Here is a 23,011-nt window from a genome sequence, read left to right as displayed (position 1 = left end):
TCGATTGAAGGGGTGGCGCTCAGAGGGCTCTCAGGAGGAGGGCCGGTAGGTCATGGGTACGATGAAATGGAGCTGCGCGGCGCCCAGTTCCTTGGGAGGACGCGGGTACGGCACTGCGCCTCGAACCTGCTCCAGCGCCAGCCCGTCAAGCGCGATGACGCCGCTACTCCTGGCGATGGCGACGTCGGTTATCCCGCCGCTTCCGGTGAGGTTGAAGCGGACCAGCACCCGGCCACGAATTCCGGCCCGTGCAAGTCTAGCCGGGAATTCCTTTCGCCTCAGGATGTGGCGGAAAACCTTGACGGCATAGGCATTGCTTCCTCCACTGGCACTCGCTGGTGCCCTCGCTTCTGAAGCGGCCGGCGCGGCACCGGAGCGCGCGCTGTCGGGCGCTGCCTCTGCCGGTTCCCGTAACGCTGCCTGCGCCGGGATCGGTGGCTGGGCCGCAGAAGGTTCCGCAGGCCCGGCGCCCTGGTTTCCATCCCCCGGCGCAATCACCACCGGCTTCGGCAGCGCGACTTCGGAAACAATCGGGCGCACGGGAGGCGGCGAAACGGATGGCGCCTTCGACCTGCCCGCCTCGGCCGGGCTGGCCTCTCTGGACGTCGCCGGCTTCCTCCGGGATTGCGCCTGTTCGGCCTCGTTCTGCGCCGCTGCGATGGATATGGTCGTAACCCGCCGGCCTTCGGCACCCTGCACACCGGCCTGCGGCGCATGCCACGCGGCAAGCAGCAGGAGCAGGACAAGGCCGTGTACCGACGTCGCGAGAAACGCGGACGTGAGCCGGGGCGTCATCGGGCCGGTCCCTCCCCGCACGATCACAGAACCTTCAGGAATGCCACAAGCGCATCGCGTTCTTCGCGCGTGAGCTTCAGCGGCGTCAGCAGGGGATCGTGGATCGGCGGCGGGGCGTCGTGGCCACGGCGGGCGCGATCCTTGCCGCCCCCGGCGTTGTAGAGTGCCACGACGTCTTCCAGGGTGGGGAACAGGCCATTGTGCATGTAAGGCGCGGTCCGGCTCAACCCCAGCAGCGATGCCGTGCGGAAACGACCCACATCGGCCGGATCGCGCGTGACTTCGTAACGCCCGAGATCTTCCCGGTTGCGACCGTAGAAGCTGATGCCAAGGTTATGAAACTGCCCGTCCGACAGCAACGGGCCGCTGTGGCACGAGACGCACCCGGCTTTCGTGCGGAACAGGTGCAGCCCCTTGAGTTCCTGATCGTCCAGGAAGCGCCCACCCTTTTCCAGAACCCGGGTCCAGCGCGTGCGAGGCGGCGCCAGCGTCCTTTCGTAGGCCGCCAGCGCCCGCGCGACGTCCTCGATCCCGATGCGCCGGGTTCCGTCGGCGACTCGGAAGGCCTCGCGGTAGGAGGCACTGCTGCGCACACGGGCCGCCACCTTCCGGGTGGCTCCGGCCATTTCCTTGCTGTCCATGATCGGGTGAATGGCCTGGTCTTCCAGCGTCGGGCTGCGCCCGTCCCAGAACAGCGGCGTCATCCAGGCGACCGTGTAGAGCGTCGGCGCGTTGCGGCGTCCGCGCTGCCGGCGGTCGCCGAAAGACGTGCGCAGACCGTCGCCCAGGCCGAGTTCGGGATTGTGGCAGGACGAGCAGGCGATCTGGCCACTGCCCGACAAGGCAGGGTCATCGAACAGCCGCTTGCCGATAGCCGCGAGCGCCGTCTCCTCCGCGCCCCGCGCAGGCAATGCGGGCAGCGAGGCGAACTCCCGGAATTGCGCGCCGGGCTTGAGCACGGGTCGCGGCCAGGTTTCAGGCAAGCCGCCGTAAAGGCTACGAAGTTCTGCCGCTGTCGGCGCAGGTTCGATCGCCTGCGCCTCCACGGCAGGCGCCGGCATCTGCCCCGACGCCTCGACCGCGATCACGCAGGCCGCGGCGCCGATCAGCGCCCGGCTTACCACTTTTCCGGGTTCGAAACGCATCAGTAGCGATAGGTCAGACCGAACCACACCGATCGCCCATACTGATAGGGCTGCTCGGTCGACCTGCTATTGGGAGACGGCATCCGGTCCAACAGGTTCGCAACGCGCGCTTCCAGCGTCAGCCCGCCGATCGGCGCACGGATCACTTCGAACTGGGCATTGAGATTGGCGTCGATGGACTTGGGATAGGCCACATGATCGTAAAGGTCATAAGTGACGCCGTCGATGGTCGTGCTGTCGTTCGTGTTTTCGATGCGCGTGTAGCCGTTGCGGTAGCGCACGTTGACGTTGGTCGTCAGTCGATCGTCGAACCACCGGGCGGTCCACGAGGCGTTGACGATGAACGGCGCGGCCATCTGGGCGCGCTGGTTCATCTCCGCGACGTCGGCGGCGGACAGAACCTGACCGTCGAGCGCGATCATCGTGTCGTCAAGAATGTCGTCCGCGTTGGAGAAATAGTCCAGGTTGCTCGATACCGTCTTCGAGATGTTGGCATTGACGGCGATCGAATGTTTGCCGAAGCTCCGGTTCCACTCGATCGAAGCGCCCTTGTAGGAGCTGGAGCCATCGTTGGTGAGTATGTGATTGGTGTAGGTACCGGTCTTCCCGTTCTCCAGCGTGGTCGTCAGACGCTCGCCGGGCGATCGCATGAATTCGTCCTTGGACTCGCGGTAGATGCCCTTTATCCGAAGACTTCCGCCCAGAATCCCGGCCGACAGTGCGGCCGACAACTCGTCCGCGAACGGCGTCTTCAGGTTGCTGCCGGAATAGCTGGTCGAACGGTTGGTGGAGGAGAGATACCAGCCGCTGTCGGAATAGACGTTCATGCCGCCGCTCACCGTCGCCACACGTTTGTAGGCGTAATTGTCCGGATACTGCGATCGCAACGCGTAGGACAGCATCGAACGGCCGTAATAGCGATTGGCGCCAAGCGTCACGCTCCACCCGGCCCAGGGCAGTTCGTAAGTCGCCGAAAGACGCGGCGCGAAGTTGTGGTTGCCGAGGAAGCTCTCGTAGTCGTGACGCAGCCCGACACGCGCGGAAAGACGCCCGAAGCTTACCGCATATTCGGCCCAGCTGGCAACGCTGTCGAGGCGGACTTGTGCCGTATAGGCGGCGTAGCGACTGGCCGAAGTCAGCGCGTACTCACCCGTGACGCAGGTCATGCTGTCTCCATCGGCGCAGACGATCGTGCCGGCATTGGCGCGCGAGGTGCCTGTCGTGTAGCTCCAGTTCTCCTCGGGCCGGCTGCGCATGGCGTCGATGTGCTGGTAGTCGAACCCTGCGGAGAGCGTCCCGGGGCCTAGATCGTGCGACCAGCGTCCAGCCAGACCGTAATTGTCCTGCGTCTGGTTGAGCACGCCATAGCCGCCCCGGGTGCAGTTGGTAGACGAGCAGACGCCCCCGTTCGTCGTCCAGGAGGGGATGATGTAGCGGATCGGCCCCGCATCGCGCCCGGTGTCGCTGTGCGAATATGTTGCCGTGAGGGCCCAGTCGGAACTGCCGGAGTGGGCCAGTTCCATCTTTCCGGTGACGCCGCCGCCGTTCGAAGTGACCATGTTCTCGACCGCGTTCTCATCGGAATATTCGCTGCTGTAGGGCGAATAGACGAACTGGCCGGTGAGCTTCAGATCCGCCGAAAGGTCGGCATCGAACTTGGCGAGCATGTTGTCGCTGACGCTGCTCTGGCCGAACCTGGTTCGGTCGTAGCTCTCGTTGCGCTGGTAGGTCACGTTCGCGCGCGACCGGTTGTAGGCGACCAGCAGGCCGATGTCGGGCGAGACCGGAACGTCCACGGTGACGCCGTAGCGCCACTTCTCAAATGCGGGCTGCTCGGGCATCTCCTTGCCTTCCAGCGCTTCGCGCGAGGCATCGGAGACCTTGTAGTTGGTGAGGGCGTCGGATGTGTAAGACACCGAACCGGTCACGCCCCATTCGCGTCTGGGCGCGCGGGTCTTGATGTCCAACGCGCCGCCGGTGAAGCGGCCATACTGCGCCGAGACATTGGAATCGCGCACCGTCATCTCACCGATGAGGTTGCTGTCCACCCAGATCGATTCCGCGCTGGCCCCGGCCAGTTCGTAAACGCTCCCCGGTGTGTTCTGCGTGGTATCCACCCGCGCATTCACGTCGATCCCATCGAGGGTGATGAGATTGTCGTAATAACGGCCGCCGGAAATCGAAATATCGGAGGGCCGCAGGTCCAGGATGTCCTCGCGCGTGGCAAGGCCTTCGTCGTTCGAGAACTGGACGGTCGGCAGGATCTTGAGCAACTGGTTCGCATCGCCCGAACCGGGCGCGCGGGCGCGGACGTCCTTTTCCCCGATGGTGCTTTCACCGGACTTGCTGCCGGTTCCCATCGCATAAGTATCGCCCGCGCCCTCCCCATCGGCGACGACTTCGGGAAGCACTTGCGCGGCGGTTTCCCCTTCGGCGGATACCGCAGGTGCGCCGGGCTCGGAAAACGACGCGGAGAGCACGTTGCGGCCGGCAATCTCGGCCAACGGCTCCAGAGCCACGGTGCGGTCGTCGATCCAGCGCCAGGCGAGACCGGTGCCCGACAACATCACCCCCAGCGCTTCCGATGTCTCGAAATCGCCGCTGACTGCGGCTGCGGCACGATCCGTCACCAGCCCGCCTTCGGCTGTGATCTGGATACCGGATTGGCGGTTGAACTGCGCGATGGCGCGAAGCAGCGGCTGCGCCGGGATTTCGAAGCGATGCACTGCAATGTTCTGAGCCGCGGCCGAGGCGACGGTTCCCGTCACGGCCATTGCCGAAGTCGCCAGGAGCGCGGCAGCCGTGATGGCCCGCTTCGTTCTCCTGTAGCTCACTGCATGCATCGATCGAAACTCCTTGAAACGGCTCCGATGCTATTGCGACGCAGGCGCAACGATCGGTCGGTCAAAGTGAGACGACCGGCACCTCTGGTTTTTCAAAAAGATTTCGCGTGAGCCCGAATTTTTTTGCAAACGATGTTGGAAGCGCCGATCTGCTCATGAGATCACGATCAGCCACGGCGTGATGTGCCGCAGCTTGCCGCCAGCGCGCTCGACGATGGCGGCCAGCGCGCTTTCAGGCTCTCGCGCATTGTAGACGCCATCGACCCGCCCCTTGCCGAGCGCGCGGTTCAGCAGGACGATGCGCCCGCGAAACCACGGGCGCAGTTCGTCGATCACGTCTACGATTGGGCGATCATGGGCGATGATCGCGCCCTCCCGCCATAGGCCGAGCAAAGCCGGATCGCTCGCGCCATTCTCGATAGTGTGCGCTTCGCGGATCCGGACCCATTGGCCTGGCGACAGTTCATGCGCGGCGCCTTCCCCCTCGACCGCCACCCGCACGCGCCCGCGCTTGAGCGAAACCGCGGTTGCACTGCCGACCAGGCGGACGTCGAAGCTCGTTCCCAACACGGTGGTCTGCACTTTGCCGGCCATGACACGGAATGGTGCTGCGGGGTTGTGCTCGACATCGAACCAGGCCTCGCCCGCCAGCAGCCGAACGGAACGCCCGTCTGCGCGGTAATCGACGGCCAGTGCGCTGCCCGGGCCCATCTGGACCGTGCTGCCGTCCGCCAGCGTCACACTGCGCAGTTCTCCAGGCGCCGTCACATAGTCGGACTGGACGTGCAGCACGGCGACAGGCGCCAGCCACAGCGCCAGCGAGGCGGCGATGGCGCCCGCAACGATCCGGCCGGGCCGCACAAGCCCGCCATGGCGAATGCTCCTGAACCGCCAGCCGCGCCGCGCCGGGCGCGACGGCGCAAGACGGTCGGTCTCCCATCGCTCTTCAAAGCCGGGGCTGATCTCTGCCATGGCGGCAAAGCTTTCCGAGACGGCCACCCATGCACAGGCATGGGCGGGATCCAGGTCGAGCCACGCCTCGAAGCGATCACGCAGAGAAACGTTCTCCGGGGCCTCGCGAAGGAGGATGAACCAGTCGGCAGCCCGTTGCTCCACCGTGCGCGCGCTATCGGGCACGGGCAGGCTCCGATCCACACCGGAAAGCGGCCCCGAACGGCCGGCGCGTTTCGCAGGAAATGGGCGCGGAAACCTCATGCAAGTGAGACGCCTCAGCCCGGGGATTTTTCAAGGAAAAGTTTTTCAAGACGGATCGCCCCGGTCTACACCGCACCGCGTCGCGCAGGTAGCAAGGCCATCCGCGATCAGCAAATGAACGAGCGAGGTGGAAATTCCCAGTCGATCCGCGATCTCGCGAAGCTTGTAGTCGCCCAGGCGGTACATCTCGATAGCCCTGCGCTGTCGCTCCGGCAAACCCTGGAGCACGCCCATGACACAGGCCAGATCGCGCCTCACGAACGTCGCTCTTTCCGGATCGGCCTGACCATCGACCACCGTGCGGGCAGCGCTCTCCACATCGCCGCCCATCAACCTCGCTTCGCGGGTCCGCCGACGCAGAGCGTCGATCGCCAGGTTGCGAACCATTGTGCGCAGATAGCCGAGCGGCTCGCGCACCTCCTTGTCACTGCGCGAAGCGAGCGCCAGCCAGGCCTCCTGGACGATGTCTTCGGCCTGTTCGCGATTGCCGATTACCTTGGCGGCATAGTCCACGAGCGCCGGACGTTGCGCCATGTAGGCACGCATCGTCGGCGTCTCGCCTTCAGCTGCTCGCGACATTCGGGTCTTCAACAGGCATCCTTTCGTGCCCGCGAATACCGGAACGATCGACGCGCCATTATTGCGATTCATTCGCATATGCAATGAGGAAGAACGTGTGGGTAAGGTCGATCGATACGAGGAGCGTTATCCGAGAGGATGAATGAAAAATTCGACCGGCACGGAAAGCTCCAGAGGATCGGACATGTCTTCGGGAATTTCAGGCAGCGGCTGCGCTCGCCTGAGGGTTTCGAGGGCGGCTCGGTCGAGCACCGCAGAGTGCGACGAACGCAGGATTGCCGCCGACAGCACCGCCCCTGCCCGGTTCATTCGGAAAACCACATAGGCCACGCCTTCTTCCCTCCGCCCTCGCGCTGCGGACGGATAGCGACGGTATTTCTCCAGGTGGGCAAGCAGCAATGCCTCCCATGTCGCAGCCCTGGCGCTGGATGCCTCCCTGGCCGGCGGGGCCCGCAGGGATCTGGGCGCGGTGGTTTCCGCCACGGGAGGAGCAGGCTTCGCCTCCTCGACAGGCGGGGTGCCGGGAAGCGAGGCCGGAGCGAGACGGGGGATGACGATCTCAGGTGACGGCGGACGTTCCTGCTGCTGCGGCTTCACTTGCCTTTGCTCTACCTGACGCGGCCCTTCCGGAACCTCCTCTACCTGCTCGGAAGGCGCGGCGAGCGGTTGGACCGTCACCGTCACCGGTTCGGACGGCGTGGGGGCCGTCTGGACCTTGTGCCAGGCAAACAGCGCAATTCCCAGGCTCAGCGCGCAGAGCGTTCCCGTGCCCAGAACTCCGAACAGCCGCGCGCGCCAATCCAGTGGGCGGTCGCAGTAACGGCTCGGGACTTCGTAGGCGAAAGCACTAGTCGCGGTCATCGGCGCATTCCCGGTTCCGGCCGCCGCGCGATCCACACTGCCCAGAACAGCAATACCGCTGCAACCGGCAAGGCCAGAGGCAGACCCGGCTGCACATGAAACACGAACAGGCCATAGCCGAACGCCATGCCACCGATGGCCATGAACTTGACATGGCGCGGAACGGCACGCTCATGTCGCCACGCCCGCAGCGGCGGGCCGAAGCGAGGGTGGCCCAGCAACCACGCTTCCAGCCGCGGCGACGAACGCGCAAAGCACGGCAATGCCAGCAGCATGAAGTCGACCGTCGGCAGCAGAGGCACCACGATGCCGACGATCCCGATGCCGACCAGCACGAGACCCAGCGTCATCCACGCGGCACGGGCCACACGCCCGCGCCGCAGGGCATCGCCGATCGAGGGGTCAGCCGAGTTGGGCATTGGCCAGCGCTTGCACCCGCGCGAAGGCGGCATTCGCGCCCGCGACGACACGCGCTTCCTCGCTGGTCGTAAGCTCCACTGCATCGAGCGCGGCCGTGAACGCGCGCCAATGGGCAGCCGGTCCCTCGGGCGCCGGAGCAAGATGACGGGCGCCATGCGTGTCCGAGAGCCCCATCTTGGCAGCTTCCTTGCGCAGCAGCGCTGCTCCCATGTTCGATCCTTCGGCGACGTAGAGCCACCCCAGCGCCGCAGCCACATCGACCTCGCCGCCTTCTCCGAAGACCGGCGGTTCGGCAGATTGCGGAAGCGACCGGCCGAGATCGCCAAGGTCCGCCGTGATGAGGGGAAGACGCCGCCGTTCCGGCAGTTCAGGAAGCAGCGCCTGAAGCGCCGCATCGCCGTAAAGCGCGTCGATCTCGCGGTGGAACAGGTACTGCACCAGCACGAAACGGCCGTAGCCCTCGATGCTCTCGAACGAGGCTTTCGCCATGATCGAATTGTCCAGCACTTCGTGGGTGTCGCGGGTCAGGGCCTTCAGGCGCTTGGCGCGCGAAGGGTCGAGCGATGTCGTTGTCATTTCAGGTACCCTTCAGAAACGATAGCTGATGCCGATGCGCATCGTGTGCAGATCGCCGCCGGTACGATTGACCCGGCCATTGACGATGTCGGACGTGCCCTCGCGGTCTTCAAAGCCATAGACCGGGAATGTCCAGACTTCGTCGCCGAAGGGAATATCCTCGTAACCGACGATGACGGTCTCGGTCCAATCCTGGCTGATGCCGGCACGGGCCTTGGAGAATTCAGCCTTCTTCTTGCCGAAGTGCGCGTAATTGTACTCTGCACGCAGCGACCAGTGCGCGCCCAGTGCCCGCTCGATACCGCCGCCTAGGGTGAAGCCCTTGCGGTTCTTGCTGACCCGCTCCTCGAAGGCGTGTTCGACCAGGCTGCCGATGCCGCCTTCGCCGCCGTCGGACGAGAAGTACTGGTTGCGGGTAGCGGTTTCGCGCAGCCACGCCGCGCCTCCCGTACCGTAAACGAGCGTCCGCCCCAGCGAGTAACCCAGCTTGCCGCGCAGCGTGATCATGCGGTTCCAGTCGTAGCGCGTATCGGATTCCAGCTTGCCGTTCTGCTGCAAATACGCGGTATTGCCGCTTTCCTCGGTAATCGCCACCGTGGACACGTCGCCCAGATTGCCGGCGCCGATATCCGCCTCGACACCGAGGACGAGATTGTTGGCGAACTGGTAGTCGTACCCCGCATGCAGGCCGCCGATGGCATTGCGCATCTTCAGCGAAATGCGGCTGTCGTTGGCAAGGTCGGCCGGATTGCCCGCGCTGTCCGTCACCGTCCCCTTGGAGCGCCCCACACCGTAGCCGATGTCGAAGCCCACGTAGGGCCCGGTCCAGTCGATCGTTTCGGCATTGCCGCTGCCGCTGAACCAGTTGCCCGGCCAGGCACCATCCTTCGCGCCGAACGTGCCGGTGAAGCCGATGCGGAAGGTGCGGCCCGGCGCCGGGACATAGCCCAGGCTCATCGCCTCGACGTAATAGCGGTCGGTCACGTTATCGACGCTGAAGTCGACGGAAAGCCCGTCCGTCAGCTTGTACTGCCCGGTCAGGTCCAGCAGCGTGTAGGGGTTCCAGGCAATCGCGGAGATCAGCGGCATATAACCGCTCTGCGGTTTCTCCGCCGAGATCGGGCGCTTGCCGATATAGGTGAAGCGCGCGCCGAGCATCGCCCGATCGTCGAGGAATTTCTGGCTGACCGACAGGTTGGCCGACCATTCGGGCGGAATGTAGTTGGTCGAGTAGTCGGACGCGAGCGAACTGGCGAGGCAGGCGTCCCCGGGGCGGCAGAAGCGGATGCGATCGTACCAGGTCGCGCCCGCATCGAGGCTGAAACCACCGGTGCGGTAGCTCAGACTGCCTTCAAGGCCGCGGAACTGCGCCTGATCGATATTGTACATCTGCATGGCGAAGTATTGGCTGATGTAGCGGCGGGCAATGTAGCCCTTGATGTCGTTGTCGAACCACGCCAGCTTCACGCCCAGTTCGTCCTTGTCGGACAGCACTCCGGTGCCGCTGTAGTTCGCGCCATACTCCCAGTTGTGCGCGGTTTCCTTGTGAAGGTCCGGGTTGGCGATCATGAAGAAGCCGGTCGTCGCTTCCATCAGCGACGGCAGACGCGCGGCCTGCTTGTAGCTGGCGAATATCTGCAACCCTTCCATGGGCATTACCGCCGCGCCCAGCGAATAGCCGAAGGCATCCTCGCTGCGGTCGAAGATGTCGGTATGGTAGGTGGTGCCGGATTGCCGGTCCTTCAGGTCGTACTTCTGATAGCGTGCACCCGCATCGAGGCGCAGCCATGAGACCGGTTCCAGCGCGGATTGCAGGAACAGGCTGAATTCCTTGCGCGTGCCCTCGCGTCCCGGCGGGATCCCTCCGGAAGAAACCCATTTGCCGATCGGCCCGGCCTTTTCATGCAGGAACGAGGCACCATAGTCCGCCGAGAACAGGCCCACCGGCGTCAGCGCCCTGCTGGCGTTGGAAAGGTCCGCCCCCCAGCTCTCCATCTTGCGCCGCGAAGGATCGGAATTGGCCAGGGAGGGCGCGCTTTCCTTCAGGTGCGACGTCCATCCGTTGAGCTTCAGATCGACGAGATCGCTGTCCGGGTTCCAGCGATAGCGCGCCGTGAACCGGTCGAGGCTGCTCCGCGACAGCACGCTGTTCTGGAAGACCGAGCCGGTCGCACTGCCGAGGGCGCCGGGATAGTTCTCTCCATATGTATTCCAGTAGCCGCCATAGCCCAGTTCGATGACGTGATCCTCAGCCGGGCGCACCATGACTTTGGCCAGGACGGATTCGGCATCGGTCGAAGTGTTGTAGACTTCCTCCCCGCCGACGAAGCCCGTCGATCCATGCTTGTCGTAAAACTGCACCGCGCGGTCGCACAGCGCGGACAAGCGCGTCTCGGGCGTTCCGGCCAGACAGAGGGCGGAAGGCGTGCCGGTCGCCTCGGGGGCGTACTTGCCGTTGGCGCCTGCGTAGTAATTGCCCGTGCGGCGGAACGAGTAACCGGCGACCATGTCGATCGCATCACCCTTGCGCGCGAAGACCAGGCTTCCGGAGCCGCCGGTGGGCGTCAGGAAATCCGGCCGATCTCGCATGCGCGTGGCAGCCAGCGAGTCTCCGTAATACGTGCTCGGTTCCAGCAGCGTGCGGGTCATGCTCGAACCCGGCGCCTTGCTGTTGTTGGACAGCGAGCCCTTGATGCGGATGCCCATCGTGTCGCCTTCGGGCACGATGTCATCCACGCCGATCGTCGTCATCGAGACCGAGCCGCCGATACCTCCGGCAATGGCGCTGCCCATCGAGGGGCCTTTCTCGATGGCGACATGGCTGATGAAATCGGGATCCACGAAGCTGCGGTTGCTGACGCCCTGATAGCCGCGATAGACGGTGGTACCGTTGATGGCGCCGTCCACCGTCACCGGCACGCGGCCCTGCCCCTGAAGGCCGCGGATATTCACGTCCAGACCGCCGCTGGTGCGGGCCTCGCCCGAGATCACGCCCGGCGTTCCGCGCAGCATGTCCGCCGGAGAGGTTGCCGGATAGGCCTCCAAAGTCTCACGGGTGATGACGTTCATCGAGCCGGGGGTTCGGTATATGCCGTCCCTGGTCCCGTCCCACCCGGCAACGCGCCCGTTATCGCCGCCACGCGCGTTTCCCGCCGCTGCCGATCGCACACCTCCTACACGAAGCGTACCGAGCTGGACCGTGCTGCCGGACAGCTCGGGCCCGCGCTCCAACACCACCGAACCCGTGGTCAGATAACGGAACGTCAGGCCCGTGCCTGCCAGCATCCGCGACAAGGCATCGCCCGCGCTCATGCGCCCCGATACGCCGGCGGAGGTCTTGCCGCCGATGTCCGCCGCCTCGAAGCCGATCTGGAGGCCGCCCTGCCGCATGAGCTGGCGCAGCGCCTCGCTCAAGGGCTGCGCGGGAATATTGATCTCTCGCGCAGCGGTGTTCGCCGGCCTTGCAGGCGCTTGCGCCATCGCTGGAGCCGCGATGCACAATGCCGAGCCGGCCAGCAGCAGATGCCGGGAAACCGCAAGCAAACGCCGATGCGCGCTAACGCTGGAACTCATGACTTCAATGCCCCTTCAATCTCTCGGCGCTGCATCGCGCAGCGCGCCCATCAGGCATTTTGCAAATGCAAATCATTATGCCTTCAAGAGTGAGACCGATGGTCGAGCGGAATTCCCCAAGCCTGATCGCAAAAAATTTCAGCCAGCGCTTGCAGGTCGGACGACGAGGTGGCCGCCAGGCAGTCGGATCACCCGCAAACCGCGCATGCGGGCAAGGGTTTCAAGCGCCTCGTCGGGGCGCTCTATCAGGAACAGACCACTGATCGGCGCGACCTTGCCGAAATCGCCGATCGTCCATACGGAGCCGTGCCGGTAGCGCGCGACTTCGCGGATCGCGGCGTCAACCGGCTCCTGCTCGAAAAGCAGTTCGCCGCTTCGCCATGCCGCCAGCCGCGAAGCAGGACGGGCGGGCAGCGCGACAAGCCCGGACGCGGCATAGCCTATACGTTCGCCGACACGCAGGGGACTGCCCTCGGCCCCGTCAGGCGCACGCACGGCGACAAGGCCTTCGGTTACGCCGACTTCCACTAAATCGTCTTCGCGGGCCACTTCGAAAGCCGTGCCGATATCGCGGGTGACCCCGTGCATCGCTTCCACGGCGAAAGGCCGTCCTTCGTGCTTCACGCGGAACCACGCCCTGCCTGCCAGCAAATGCACGAAGCGCCGGTCCTTGTCGAAATCGACCGAGATCGCGGAATCGCTGTCCAGCATGACCTCGGTTCCGTCCGCCAGTTCCAGACTTCGCACTTCGCCGATGCCCGTTCGATGGTCCGCGCGCAGATCGAGGATCAGCGACGGCGCCAACACGATTGCGGCAAGACTGGCCGCGATCGCCAGCGGTGCAAAGCGCGCCAGCCGACGACGCGACGACACCGATGCCTGCAAGGAGACGACATTGTCCGGTCTGGGCGTTGTTCCGGAGGATGTATCTTCCAGCACATCCGCCACGGCATGGAGATCCTGCCACAGGGCACGTTCACGCGAAAAAGCCAGCGCGTGCCGCGGATCCTGCGCCAACCAGGCCTCCAGTCGATCAAGGTCGGCCGCTCCAATGTCCCCGCCGACAAGGCACACGACCCAGCGCTGGGCCTCGTCGCGAAGCTCCGGATCATGGATCGGTTCACCGTCCGTGGGGTTCTTGCCTTGCGTCATGGGTCTAGGCCGCCTTCGCGCCGGGGTTGGCGGAATGATCCTTCTCTCTGGGTATGACTGCTCTTGCGGACCGTTTCCCAAGGCTCAGGCTCAAAAATTTCACGTCGTGTCCCCATCCCCATCGCGAACACGCCCCAGCTGTGCAAGCGCCCGGCGCAAGTGGTTTTCGACGGTCGTGGTCGAAACTCCCAGTATTTCGGCGGTTTCCCGCTGCGTCTTGCCTTCGAGACGGGTCAACCGCAATATGGAGCGCGTCGGCTCGGGCAAGGCGGCGATGGCCGCGCGAATTCTTTCGAGCATATCGCGAGATTCGATGATCCGCTCCGCGCCCAATTCAAAATCCGCTCCCCACAAAAGGGCTTCTGCGCGTTCCGCGACAGTGGCCTGTCGTCTGTCGCCGTGTACATGATCGATGGCCAAGTTCCGCGCGAGACGGCGGAGATAGGCGCGCTTGTTCTCGATCGGGGGATCATCGCGAACATTCTGTATCCTGAACCACAGCTTCTGCGCGACGTCCTCCGCAGCATCGCTCCCAACGATCCTGCGCACCTGCCCCAGCAAAGATTTACGCTCTGCGAGAATCAGGCGGGTCAAGGCGACTGCATTGCTGGACACCGCTGCCCCTAAACACAAATGCAACTGCCTCTCAATATCATATTGAAGAATTCTGGTCGAACGGCGCAGCAAGGCATCAATCCTGCCGGCCCATCTGCTTCCAACGCTCATTCGCCTTGCCAATGGCGCGGCCAGCACATGACGACATTCGTAAACTCGCCGCAAGGCGCCGCAAAAACTCTCTGGAGCCACAGCCTCCGGTTGCTGTTCCATATCGGATATCTTCGGGCGATGGGCACCTCGACATTATCCTTTATGAATTTACGGTCAGGAATGCAGGGCTTAACCATATGGAAATCTACGCGTTGGAAGATAATCGGCGCGCCGCGATCCCGCGCGAATGCCTCCAATAAGATCTTACAGGACCACCCTCCGATGAACCCGACCATGGCTGTCAACGACCAGGTAACCGACGCAGCGCCGGGGATGGAAGTCGACCCGGCGGTCTACAAGACCCTGCTGGAATCGACATTGGCCATTCCGTGGAAGATCGACTGGGCAACGATGCGATTTGCCTACATCGGCCCCCAGATCGAACCGCTTCTCGGCTGGTCCCAGGACAGTTGGCTGTCAGTGGACGACTGGGCCTCGCGTATCCATCCCGACGATCGCGATCATGTCGTCAACTTCTGCGTCTCGCAGTCGGTCGCAGGCAAGGATCACGAAGCGGATTACCGAGCGTTGACCAAGGACGACGGCTATGTGTGGATCCGCGACGTGGTGCATGTGGTGCGAGGCGACGATGGGGAGGTCGATAGCCTGGTCGGCTTCATGTTCGACATCAGTGAGCGAAAGCGCATCGAGCACGAACTGATGAAGATGCAGAAGAAGCTCGAGGCCCTCTCGTTCGAGGATGGCCTGACCGGGACGTCGAACCGGCGCCATTATGACGAGCGGCTTCAGGCAGAGTGGAAAGCTGCCCAAACCGGCCAGCACCCCCTTTCCCTCATTCTGCTCGATATCGACCACTTCAAGGACTACAACGATTTCTACGGCCACATTCAAGGCGACGAATGTCTGGTCAGGATCGCCGGCGCGCTGAAGGAGATCGGGATACGCTCTCGTGATATCGTCGCTCGCTATGGCGGCGAGGAATTCGTCCTCCTTCTTCCGGAAACGAGCGAAGCTGCGGCTGCCGTACTTGCAGAGCGTTGCCGTGCGGCGATCGAGGGCCTGCATATCCGCCATGAAAGGTCCAGTTGCAGCGCGTTCGTGACCGCTAGTGTGGGTGTTGGGACAGTCATCCCACCTTTTGAGAGTGATGCGCTCCACTTCTGCGACGCGGTTGATAAATTGCTCTATGCTGCCAAGCAGGCTGGGCGGAACCAGGTCAGATCCACATTCTCTGCGTAATCGGGATCGCCCGCTTCACCTGACTATGGCGCGGCCGCTCCGGCCTCTGCCATCTGGCTTGTCGGAACTCGCCATTCCCGGCCCCGGCATGACCGTGCGCGGCCCGAAGATCACGCCGAACCCGTCTTTGTGACAGCGTGCGCGGCAGCGCATTCATTCGTGCCGGCCAGCTCGGTGCGACCCGGAGGGCTCTGGACATGCAATTATTTAGCGCTACAATTAAACATATTCTCCCGGCTGTCAATGTCGTTTTGCGATGGTGCGCTCGGCGGCGGGCCTCTTTCTTGCCAATTCGAAGCCGGGACTTATGACGGGATCAATATGACAAGCGGTACCCCCCCTCGAAAACGACGGCGCGCAGGCGGCGGCCCCACGATCACGGAAGTGGCCGAACTGGCGGGCGTATCGACGATGACGGTTTCCAACGTGCTCAACAATCGCCCCGTCGTCCACGCCGACACGCGGGACGCCGTGCTCCGGGCTGTCAAGACACTCAACTACACGCCGAACAGCGCTGCGCGCGCCTTGGCAAGCGCCGCGACCCTGCGGATCGGCCTGGTCCATAGCGATACCGAAAGCGCCCTGCTCAGCGCCATCCTGATGGGCTCGCTCAAGGCGGCATCGCGACTGGGCGCGCAGCTTGTCATCAACAGCTACGACCCTGCGGATCCGGTCGGCGGCGTCGAGGCCTTTCTCAAGTCCGGCCTGGACGGATTGCTGCTGCCGCCTCCGATCTGCGAAATGGTGAGCGCGGCCGGCATTCCGGAACGCTACGAGACCGCGATGATCGCGCTGGCCCCGGGCGGCGACCTTCGCAACATGGACTGCGTGCGGATCGACGACGAACAGGCAGCCTATGAGATTACGCGCATCCTGCTCGAAAAGGGACATCGCCGGATCGGCTTCGTCACTCTCCCGGGCGCCCTTGTCGCCGTTTCGCGACTACGCGGCTATTTGCGGGCGCTGGGCGAGCAGAGCGTCATTCCCGACATGAGCCTGGTCTGGGAAGCACGCCCTACTTTCGATGCCGGGCTCGATCTGGCGCAGCGCGTCCTGATGGAGGATCGCGGCGTGACGGCCGTGATCGCCGGTAACGACGACATGGCAGCGGCCTTCGTCAACGTGGCCCTGCGCAACAACCTTTCCGTTCCGGGCGACATTTCGATCATCGGCTTCGACGATACGCCGATCGCCGTGAAGATCTGGCCCGCCCTGACCACCGTCCGCCAGCCACTTGCGCTCATCGCCGAGAAGGCCACCGAGCGCCTGGTAAGCGTCCTGCGCGAGGAAGGCGGCAAGAGTGCCGCAGTAGAGACCAGCTACGTGGACTTCACCGTGATCGAGCGCAATTCGGTCGGCTGCGTGCCTCTCAACGGATAGAGGAGCGGCGGCGGACTTGCGTCCACCGCCGCAGGGACAACCGGCTCGGGAGGAGAAGGTCGAGCGGTCGCCCCAATTACTCCGCGTCCGGTTGGCGAGACGGGACGGCCACCTGGAATGCAGGCAGGGCGTTACAGGCCGCTTCCACTTCCAGGATCCGCGGAAAGTCGAACCGTGCCCCGAACCGCCGCGCGTTTCCGAGCTGGGGCACGAGGCAGATGTCGGCCAGCGTGACTTGCGCGCCAAAGCAATAAGGGCCTTCGTTTGCCGCAATCGTCGCAGAGAAGGCTTCCAGCCCGGTTTCGATCACTTCGCGCGCCCAACCGGTCACGCCCTCCTCGTCCAGACCGCGCGCGCGCAGCATGTCCAGCACCTTGAGATTCTGGAGCGGATGCACTTCGCATGCGATCAATTGGGCGGCGGCGCGGATTTTGGCCCGCTCCAGCGGATCCGCGGGAAGCAGCGGCGGATCGGGCCGGATCTCGTCGAGATACTCGCAGATGGCAAGGCTCTGCGTCAGCACGGCACCACCGACTTCCAGGCTGGGCACAAGCCCCTGCGGGTTGAGCCTAAGGTATTCGGGCGCCCGCTGCTCTCCCGCGCGCAGCCGATAGGTGCGCCCGCTCCAGTCCAGGCCCTTGAGCGCGAGCGCTATCCGCACGCGCCACGAAGAGGACGACCGCCAGAACGTGTGGAGGACCAGCGGATCAGGCACCGGCCGGCGGCCCCACCGTCACCACGGTATCGCTGAGGCCGGCCACCGAGATGACGATCTCGTCGCCCGGCACCACGGCGCCCACGCCCGCCGGGGTGCCGGTGTAGATGAGGTCACCCGGCTCCAGGCGGTAGGCGTTCGAGAGGAAGGCGATAAGGTCCGCTACCGGGTGGATCAGTTCGGCAAGGTCTGCCTCCTGCTTGACTTCGCCGTTCACCATCAGGCGGATCGCGCCTTCGTTCAGCGGGCCGGTTTCGGCGATCGGATGGATCAGGCCGAGCGGAGAGGATTCCTCCACGTTCTTGCCCGCATCCCAGGGGCGGCCCTTGGCCCGCGCTTCGAGCTGGAGGTCGCGGCGGGTCATGTCGAGCCCGGTGGCATAGCCGTAGACGTGATCCAGGGCATCGGCCGCGGCGATGGCGCGTCCGCCCTTGCCGATGGCGACCACCAGTTCGGCCTCGTAGTGGAAGTTCGCCGTCGACGGCGGGTAAGCCATGACCGACCCGCTGGGGATCACGGTCTCCGCCCACTTGGTGAAGTAGAACGGCGCCTCGCGGTCAACCTCGACGCCCATTTCCTTGGCGTGGTCGGCATAGTTGCGGCCGATGCAGAACACCCGGCGGACCGGATAGTCGTGACCGTCGCTGGTCTTCGCAAGGACGGGCGGCAGCGGGTCGAACAGATAGGTCAATGGTTGAACTCCCGGTAGAGATCGAGCTTCACTTGCGAAGCCTTGTCGGAATAGGCGAACAGGACCAGCTCGGACGCTGCGAGGAAGCGGTGCGGCACCCAGGAGGGCACCACCACGACGTCCCTGGGTTTCAGGGCGATGGTTTCCTCGCCCAGCCGCAGTTCGCCCGTACCTTCGCAGACGACGAAGACGGTGCCGTCCGTCGCCTGGCGCGTGCGGCTCTCGAAGCTTGCGGGCAGCAGCCGGACATGAGCGGAGATGGTGGAGAGCACCGGGCCGCCGTCGGCCGGATTGGTGAACTCCAGGGCGTGACCGAAGTGCGGGTCGATCTCGCCGGCGGTCGCAAGCGACTGGAGCGCGGGCCGCCAGTCGGCGTAACGATAGTGGAACAGCGGTCGTCCTGCCGGTCGCCGGTCCGCCGCGCTGCCGCGCATCGGGCGCATGTTGTGGCCATAGCGCGACAAGGTATCGCCCGGCGCGGCCGTCTCGGGATGGGCTGCAGAGCCGAGGCGCTCGGCAAAGCTGGCATCGAACAGGCGCACGGTCGGGATGTCCAGACCGTCGAGCCAGATCATCGGGGCATCGCCGTCATTGCCGTGATCGTGCCACTGGTAGGCCGGCGTCAGCACCAGGTCGAACTGCTCCATCACCGCCTTTTCGCCGTCGAGCGCGGTGAAGGCGCCGCTGCCCTCCATGACGAAGCGCAGCGCGTTCTGCGCGTGGCGGTGGCAGGGCGCCACTTCGCCCGGCAGGATCAGCTGAAGCCCTGCGTAGAGGCTCGGCGTGATCGCCGCCTGACCCGTCAGGCCGGGGTTCTCCATGATCAGCACCCGGCGTTCGGCCTGCTCGGCGCTGATGATGTCGCCGGCCCGCATCAGAAAGCTCCGCGTTTCCGCGTAGTCCCAGCGCCAGGGCTTGGCGGGCGAGCGTGGTTCAGCCAGCACTAGCGCGTGAAGGCTCTCCCACAGGGGCTGGAGGCCCTGCGGCGCCATCGCGGCATAGAGCGCTTCAAGCTGCGAACGCTGGTCATTGGCGCCTTGGGTCATCTCGTCCTCACCACTTGAGCTGCTCGAGGCCGCAGAACGGATCTACCGGGCTGACGCCGGTGAACGGTGCCTCTCCGGTCAGGCGGCGGACTGTCTCGCGCTGCACCGGCTCGATCGCGCTATAGGCGTTCACGCAAGTCTGCATGTGCGGCGCATCGAACAGGTAATAGGGCTGGCCGAAGGAGACCATCAGCGTGGGGATTTCGCGCGGGTACTGCGTCATCGCCTTGCGGTTGTTGCCGTGCAGCTTCGCGAAATCGAGGAAGATGCGAGAGGCGCTGGGCGTCGCTTCCTGGCCGACCAGGTAGAGGACGAGGTCGGTGTCCTCGCGCGAGGGCATCGTCTCGGGATCGAACCTGCGCACCTCGAAACCGCGCTGTTCCAGCTCGGCAAACACAGGGCCGTAGCCGCGATCGAGCGAGCCGTCCCAGAAGCTGAAGCCCTCCTCCTCGATCACCACGACCCGGCGGTGCTTCACGGGATCGAGCGGCAGGAGGTCCTGCACGTCCTTGACCAGGGTGACGCTCTGCCCCGACGCGGCGCGGGCCGTTTCCAGGTCTGCGGGGGCCTGAAGCGCCTCCTGCATCTCCGCCAGCGGCATGAGCCGTTCCGAAGGCTCGCGCAAGTGCAGCCCCAGCCGAGCCTTGAGCGTTAGGATGCGTGTGACCGCTTCCTCCAGCCGCGCTTCCGACAGCAGGCCCTTGCGCAGACCGTCCAGCATGAAGCCGTAGTCCCGTTCGGGCGCGCGGCTGAACAGGAAGATGTCGCAGCCGTTCTCGATCACGGTCGGTACCGTCTCGGCGCGTTCCATCCAGCCCGTCAGCCCGCCCATTCCGGTGGCGTCGGAGATGATCAGGCCCTTGAAGCCCAGCTCGCCGCGCAGCAGGTCCTGGTTCAGCAGGCGCGAGACGGTGGCGGGCTGGAAGGCCTCGCGCCCGGCATCGGGCAGGCGCGAACGGATATAGGCGGGGAAGGCGATATGCGCGGACATCACCGTCATCACCCCGTCCCGGATCAGCTTTCCGTAGATGCGGCCGTAGAGCGCATGCCATTCCTCCACCGAGAGCGGGTTGACGCTGGTGACCAGATGCTGGTCGCGCTCGTCGAAACCATCGCCCGGCCAGTGTTTGAGGCAGGCGGCCACGCCCTCTTCCTGAAGGACGCGAGCATAGGCGCGGGCCTGCGCCAGTACGCGCTCAGGGTCGGAGCCGAAGGAACGGGTGCCCACGATGGCGCTGCGAAACGCCTCGTTGATGTCGACCACCGGGCCGAACGACCAGTCGTAGCCGAGCACCCTGCTCTCGCGCGCGACGAGGCGGGCGACCGCCTCGGTCGTGGCCAGATCGTCGCAGGCGGCCAGGCCCATGATATTGGGCACGGCAGTGGCGAAGGGATAGCTGATGGTGCCGCCCTCGATGTCGCCGGTGAAGATCGGCGGCACGCTGGCGCTTTCCACCGTGAACATCGTCGCGTCGCGGAAGGCGGCAAGGTCCGGTCGGGGGAAGCGGTTGATGCCGCCCGGCTTCAACGCGAGCAGCGGGGCCAGTTCCTCGCGGCTGTCCTGCGACGTGGAGAAGACGAAGAGCTGGCCGATCTTCTCCTCGGTGCTCATCGCGTCGCGGGTACGCTCCACCCAGGCCTGGGCCTTGGCATCGATGGCGAGGGGATCTGGGGTATCTTTGGCAAAATCAGTCATTGGAAAGTTCCGGAAGTCACGGCCAAGGGGCCGCGCTTGAAAGGCGCAAAGCGCGTGCGGGCGGCAGCAAGACGGCGGCGCATGTCGGCAAGGACATCGGGGTGCCGGTCGGCCACGCTGTAGTTCTCGGCCGGGTCGGCGTTCAGGTCGTAGAGCTGCGGATACTTGGGGTCGGTTGGCCGAAAGCCCGCCAGGAAGTAATCGCCGGAGACGTATTTCCAGCGCTGCGTGCGGATCGCCACCGGGTCTTCATTGTTGAACAGGACGAGTTCCTCGTGGGGAGACTGCTGCGCGCCGCCGAACAGGACGGGGGAAATATCCTTTCCGTCCAGTTCCGCGTCGGGGAGGGCGACACCGGCAAGCGCACAGCAGGTGGGGAGAAAGTCTATGGCCATGGCGATCGCATCGCTATAGCCGGAAGCGGAGATCGAACCGGGGCACCAGGCGATCAGCGGTACTTTGCTGGCACCGTCGTAACCGCCGCCGCCCTTTCGCTGGCGCAAGGGGCCGCTCGACCCTTCGTACCAAGGGCCATTGTCGGACGTGAACAGCACCAGCGTCTCGCGGTCGATCTTCAGCTTGCGCAGCAGGCCAAGGATGCGGCCGACCTTGTCGTCCACTTCCTCCACGGAATCGCCGTAAGCTCCTGCGTTCGAGCGGCCCGCGAAGGGCGCGGGCGGACGACAGGGCAAGTGCGGCGCGCTGAGCGCCAGCTCCACGAAGAACGGCCTTGCGGCGTTCTCGGTGATGAATTTCTCGGCCTCCTCGCAGAAGATCTGCTGTAGCGGCGTGATCTCGACAGGCGCCTGCACGGCCTCGCGCCCGGCCTCGGCGCGCACCAGCACCAGGGGGCTCATGTCGTGGCTATAGGGAATGCCCACGAAGCGGTCGAAGCCATGGTGCGTGGGCAGCCAGTCCGGTCCGCGATGGCCGAGATGCCACTTGCCAAACAGGCCAGTCGCATAGCCGGCGGGCTTGAGCGCCTCGGCTATGGTCACTTCGGATTTCGGCAGGACGCGGTCGTCGTTGTAGAGGATGACCTTGTCGCCGAGGCCGGTCCGCACGGGATAGCGCCCGGTGAGCAGCCCCGCGCGCGAGGGCGTGCACAAGTTGGCGGCGGCATAGAATTCGGAGAAGGTCAGCCCTTCGCGGGCCATGGCGTCGATGTTCGGCGTGGCGATGCCGCGTGCGCCGGTCATGCCAAGATCGCCGTAGCCGAGATCGTCGCAGAGGATCACGACGACGTTGCGCGGGCGGCGCTTCCCCGCGGCCATGGCGACGGGCGCCGAGCAGGCTGCCGCCATGGTTGCGCTGGAGGCCAGGAACTTGCGTCGATCCAAGGCGCGATCCTTCAAGAAGTGGCCGGGCGATGACGCCCGGCCCAAGGTGGGTCTCAGAAACGGGCGCCGAAGGTGGCACCGAAGTAGCGGCTGGAGTCCTTGTTGTAGGTTCCGACCAGATCGTAGGGATTGGCGGTGGTGGACATCAGCGAGTTGTGGCCGATGCTGGTCAGGTAGTTGGTGTCGAACAGGTTCTTCACGAAGACCGAGAGGCTGTAGCGCTTGTCCGGCGTGGCGATGCCGACCGTAGCATCCACCAGCGTGTAGGACGGCTGGCGGGTCAGCGGGTCCAGCTCCGACGTGAAGTACTGCGCGCTGGTGAAGTTCACGCCCAGTTGCGCGAAGGCGCTGAACTTGTCGCCTTCGTAATCGTAGCGCGGCGACAGGGTGACGCGCCAGTCGGGGCTTGCCTGGAGCGGACGATTGCGCAGGTTCTGCTGCGGCGTCGCGCCGGGGGCCGTGCGGTAGCACATGTTGATCGGCGTACCGGTCATCACCGGCGCGGCGGCTTGCAGCTGCAGCGGGCAGTTCAGACCGTCGATGTTGATGCGCGACTGCGCGTAAGTAACGCCGGCATTGACCGAGAACGAGTCCGAGGGACGCATGGTCGCTTCGATTTCGAAGCCGCGGCTGCGTGAGGAGCCGGCATTGGTGGTGACGAACTGGATGACGCCGGTGGTCGGATCGGAACGGTTGGCCTGGACCTGGAGGTTCGAATAGTCCGCCTGGAACAGCGCGGCGGAGAAAGTCAGCGTGCGATCCGCCGTGCTGCCCTTGAAGCCGATTTCATAGGCGTTGACGTGCTCGGGCTGGATTGCATTCTGGTTGGCAAGGTCGGCCGAGATTTCCATCTCGTACCCCAGGCCCTTGTAGCCACGCGTGTATGTCGCATAGACTTGCGCATTGCGGCTGAATTCGTACTGCAAACCGGCCTTGCCGGTAACGGCGGTGTCGTGGGCCGAGAAGCTGCCGCTGGTGCTGGCATTGCCGGGGAACACGTTGTCTCCGGCGACGAT

Annotated in this window: 19 protein-coding genes; 2 read left to right on the top strand and 17 right to left on the bottom strand. The window is 64.8% G+C overall.

All coding sequences use genetic code 11. The features are described from left to right. Window positions 1-30: 30 nt before the first annotated feature. The 11 genes from ACI3K3_RS12355 to ACI3K3_RS12305 all read right to left on the bottom strand — a co-directional run bounded on the left by ACI3K3_RS12355 (window position 31) and on the right by ACI3K3_RS12305 (window position 13,987). Entirely contained in the window at window positions 31-795 is a 765-nt protein-coding gene (locus ACI3K3_RS12355) for an energy transducer TonB (RefSeq protein WP_404914035.1), read from the bottom strand. Window positions 796-818: 23 nt separating this feature from the next. Next, window positions 819-1,940 carry a cytochrome-c peroxidase gene (locus ACI3K3_RS12350; protein WP_404914033.1) on the bottom strand — a complete coding sequence of 374 codons (1,122 nt, stop codon included), beginning with the start codon at window positions 1,938-1,940 and terminating at the stop codon, window positions 819-821. Then, window positions 1,940-4,783 (bottom strand): energy transducer TonB, encoded by a 2,844-nt coding sequence (locus ACI3K3_RS12345; RefSeq protein WP_404914031.1) that lies wholly within the window; start codon window positions 4,781-4,783, stop codon window positions 1,940-1,942. Before ACI3K3_RS12345 ends, ACI3K3_RS12350 begins: the two co-directional genes overlap by 1 nt. 153 nt (window positions 4,784-4,936) lie before the next feature. After that, complete coding sequence (locus tag ACI3K3_RS12340; protein WP_404914029.1) at window positions 4,937-5,920, bottom strand: FecR family protein; 984 nt, start codon at window positions 5,918-5,920, stop codon at window positions 4,937-4,939. Window positions 5,921-6,043: 123 nt separating this feature from the next. Further along, window positions 6,044-6,577 (bottom strand): sigma-70 family RNA polymerase sigma factor, encoded by a 534-nt coding sequence (locus ACI3K3_RS12335; protein ID WP_404914027.1) that lies wholly within the window; start codon window positions 6,575-6,577, stop codon window positions 6,044-6,046. A 126-nt stretch (window positions 6,578-6,703) separates the two neighbouring features. Further along, a complete protein-coding gene (locus ACI3K3_RS12330; protein ID WP_404914025.1) occupies window positions 6,704-7,438 on the bottom strand; it encodes a TonB family protein in 735 nt (244 codons plus the stop codon). Beyond that, complete coding sequence (locus ACI3K3_RS12325; RefSeq protein WP_404914023.1) at window positions 7,435-7,857, bottom strand: YbaN family protein; 423 nt, start codon at window positions 7,855-7,857, stop codon at window positions 7,435-7,437. The genes ACI3K3_RS12330 and ACI3K3_RS12325 overlap by 4 nt, the downstream gene beginning before the upstream one ends. Further along, the gene (locus ACI3K3_RS12320) at window positions 7,841-8,434 is read right to left on the bottom strand and encodes a biliverdin-producing heme oxygenase (RefSeq protein WP_404914021.1); all 594 of its coding nucleotides are present in this window, start codon (window positions 8,432-8,434) and stop codon (window positions 7,841-7,843) included. Before ACI3K3_RS12320 ends, ACI3K3_RS12325 begins: the two co-directional genes overlap by 17 nt. Before the next feature lie 12 nt (window positions 8,435-8,446). Then, window positions 8,447-12,007, bottom strand: a complete 3,561-nt coding sequence (locus ACI3K3_RS12315) for a TonB-dependent receptor domain-containing protein (protein WP_404914019.1) — start codon at window positions 12,005-12,007, stop codon at window positions 8,447-8,449. A gap of 138 nt (window positions 12,008-12,145) precedes the next feature. After that, window positions 12,146-13,159 (bottom strand): FecR family protein, encoded by a 1,014-nt coding sequence (locus ACI3K3_RS12310; RefSeq protein WP_404914017.1) that lies wholly within the window; start codon window positions 13,157-13,159, stop codon window positions 12,146-12,148. Window positions 13,160-13,258: 99 nt separating this feature from the next. Further along, complete coding sequence (locus tag ACI3K3_RS12305; RefSeq protein WP_404914015.1) at window positions 13,259-13,987, bottom strand: RNA polymerase sigma factor; 729 nt, start codon at window positions 13,985-13,987, stop codon at window positions 13,259-13,261. Window positions 13,988-14,149: 162 nt separating this feature from the next. Between ACI3K3_RS12305 and ACI3K3_RS12300 the strand changes: the two genes are divergently transcribed. Next, the gene (locus tag ACI3K3_RS12300; protein ID WP_404914013.1) at window positions 14,150-15,127 is read left to right on the top strand and encodes a GGDEF domain-containing protein; all 978 of its coding nucleotides are present in this window, start codon (window positions 14,150-14,152) and stop codon (window positions 15,125-15,127) included. Between the two features lie 321 nt (window positions 15,128-15,448). Then, window positions 15,449-16,507, top strand: coding sequence for a LacI family DNA-binding transcriptional regulator (locus tag ACI3K3_RS12295; RefSeq protein ID WP_404914011.1), 1,059 nt, complete (start codon window positions 15,449-15,451; stop codon window positions 16,505-16,507). 76 nt (window positions 16,508-16,583) lie between these two features. On the opposite strand, the gene maiA is transcribed toward ACI3K3_RS12295, so the two are convergent. The 6 genes from maiA to ACI3K3_RS12265 form a co-directional block, all read right to left on the bottom strand. Further along, window positions 16,584-17,222, bottom strand: a complete 639-nt coding sequence (maiA, locus tag ACI3K3_RS12290) for a maleylacetoacetate isomerase (protein WP_404914009.1) — start codon at window positions 17,220-17,222, stop codon at window positions 16,584-16,586. Continuing rightward, on the bottom strand, window positions 17,215-17,913 hold the full coding sequence (locus ACI3K3_RS12285; protein ID WP_404914007.1) for a fumarylacetoacetate hydrolase family protein: 699 nt from the start codon (window positions 17,911-17,913) through the stop codon (window positions 17,215-17,217). Before ACI3K3_RS12285 ends, maiA begins: the two co-directional genes overlap by 8 nt. Beyond that, window positions 17,910-18,959 (bottom strand): gentisate 1,2-dioxygenase, encoded by a 1,050-nt coding sequence (gtdA, locus tag ACI3K3_RS12280; protein WP_404914005.1) that lies wholly within the window; start codon window positions 18,957-18,959, stop codon window positions 17,910-17,912. The genes ACI3K3_RS12285 and gtdA overlap by 4 nt, the downstream gene beginning before the upstream one ends. Before the next feature lie 7 nt (window positions 18,960-18,966). Beyond that, entirely contained in the window at window positions 18,967-20,655 is a 1,689-nt protein-coding gene (locus ACI3K3_RS12275) for a glycoside hydrolase family 3 protein (protein ID WP_404914003.1), read from the bottom strand. Continuing rightward, on the bottom strand, window positions 20,652-21,995 hold the full coding sequence (locus ACI3K3_RS12270) for a sulfatase (RefSeq protein ID WP_404914001.1): 1,344 nt from the start codon (window positions 21,993-21,995) through the stop codon (window positions 20,652-20,654). Before ACI3K3_RS12270 ends, ACI3K3_RS12275 begins: the two co-directional genes overlap by 4 nt. A 53-nt stretch (window positions 21,996-22,048) precedes the next feature. Next, a partial coding sequence (locus ACI3K3_RS12265; protein WP_404913999.1) for a TonB-dependent receptor domain-containing protein occupies window positions 22,049-23,011 on the bottom strand: 963 nt, incomplete at its 5' end.

Source organism: Novosphingobium sp. ZW T3_23 (assembly GCF_044987305.1).
In the GTDB taxonomy this organism is placed as follows: Bacteria; Pseudomonadota; Alphaproteobacteria; order Sphingomonadales; family Sphingomonadaceae; genus Novosphingobium.
Note: the sequence above shows the minus strand (reverse complement) of the source record. Positions and strands in the feature narration are given on the sequence as shown.

Excerpts from the sequence above, each read along its gene's own strand:
- gtdA (WP_404914005.1), bottom strand. The coding sequence starts at position 18,959 with ATGACCCAAGGCGCCAATGACCAGCGTTCGCAGCTTGAAGCGCTCTAT.
- ACI3K3_RS12335 (WP_404914027.1), bottom strand. The coding sequence starts at position 6,577 with ATGTCGCGAGCAGCTGAAGGCGAGACGCCGACGATGCGTGCCTACATG.
- ACI3K3_RS12295 (WP_404914011.1), top strand. The coding sequence starts at position 15,449 with ATGACAAGCGGTACCCCCCCTCGAAAACGACGGCGCGCAGGCGGCGGC.
- ACI3K3_RS12305 (WP_404914015.1), bottom strand. The coding sequence starts at position 13,987 with ATGGAACAGCAACCGGAGGCTGTGGCTCCAGAGAGTTTTTGCGGCGCC.
- ACI3K3_RS12330 (WP_404914025.1), bottom strand. The coding sequence starts at position 7,438 with ATGACCGCGACTAGTGCTTTCGCCTACGAAGTCCCGAGCCGTTACTGC.
- ACI3K3_RS12325 (WP_404914023.1), bottom strand. The coding sequence starts at position 7,857 with ATGCCCAACTCGGCTGACCCCTCGATCGGCGATGCCCTGCGGCGCGGG.
- ACI3K3_RS12320 (WP_404914021.1), bottom strand. The coding sequence starts at position 8,434 with ATGACAACGACATCGCTCGACCCTTCGCGCGCCAAGCGCCTGAAGGCC.
- ACI3K3_RS12350 (WP_404914033.1), bottom strand. The coding sequence starts at position 1,940 with ATGCGTTTCGAACCCGGAAAAGTGGTAAGCCGGGCGCTGATCGGCGCC.
- ACI3K3_RS12315 (WP_404914019.1), bottom strand. The coding sequence starts at position 12,007 with ATGAGTTCCAGCGTTAGCGCGCATCGGCGTTTGCTTGCGGTTTCCCGG.
- ACI3K3_RS12300 (WP_404914013.1), top strand. The coding sequence starts at position 14,150 with ATGAACCCGACCATGGCTGTCAACGACCAGGTAACCGACGCAGCGCCG.
- ACI3K3_RS12275 (WP_404914003.1), bottom strand. The coding sequence starts at position 20,655 with ATGACTGATTTTGCCAAAGATACCCCAGATCCCCTCGCCATCGATGCC.
- ACI3K3_RS12310 (WP_404914017.1), bottom strand. The coding sequence starts at position 13,159 with ATGACGCAAGGCAAGAACCCCACGGACGGTGAACCGATCCATGATCCG.
- ACI3K3_RS12355 (WP_404914035.1), bottom strand. The coding sequence starts at position 795 with ATGACGCCCCGGCTCACGTCCGCGTTTCTCGCGACGTCGGTACACGGC.
- ACI3K3_RS12345 (WP_404914031.1), bottom strand. The coding sequence starts at position 4,783 with ATGCATGCAGTGAGCTACAGGAGAACGAAGCGGGCCATCACGGCTGCC.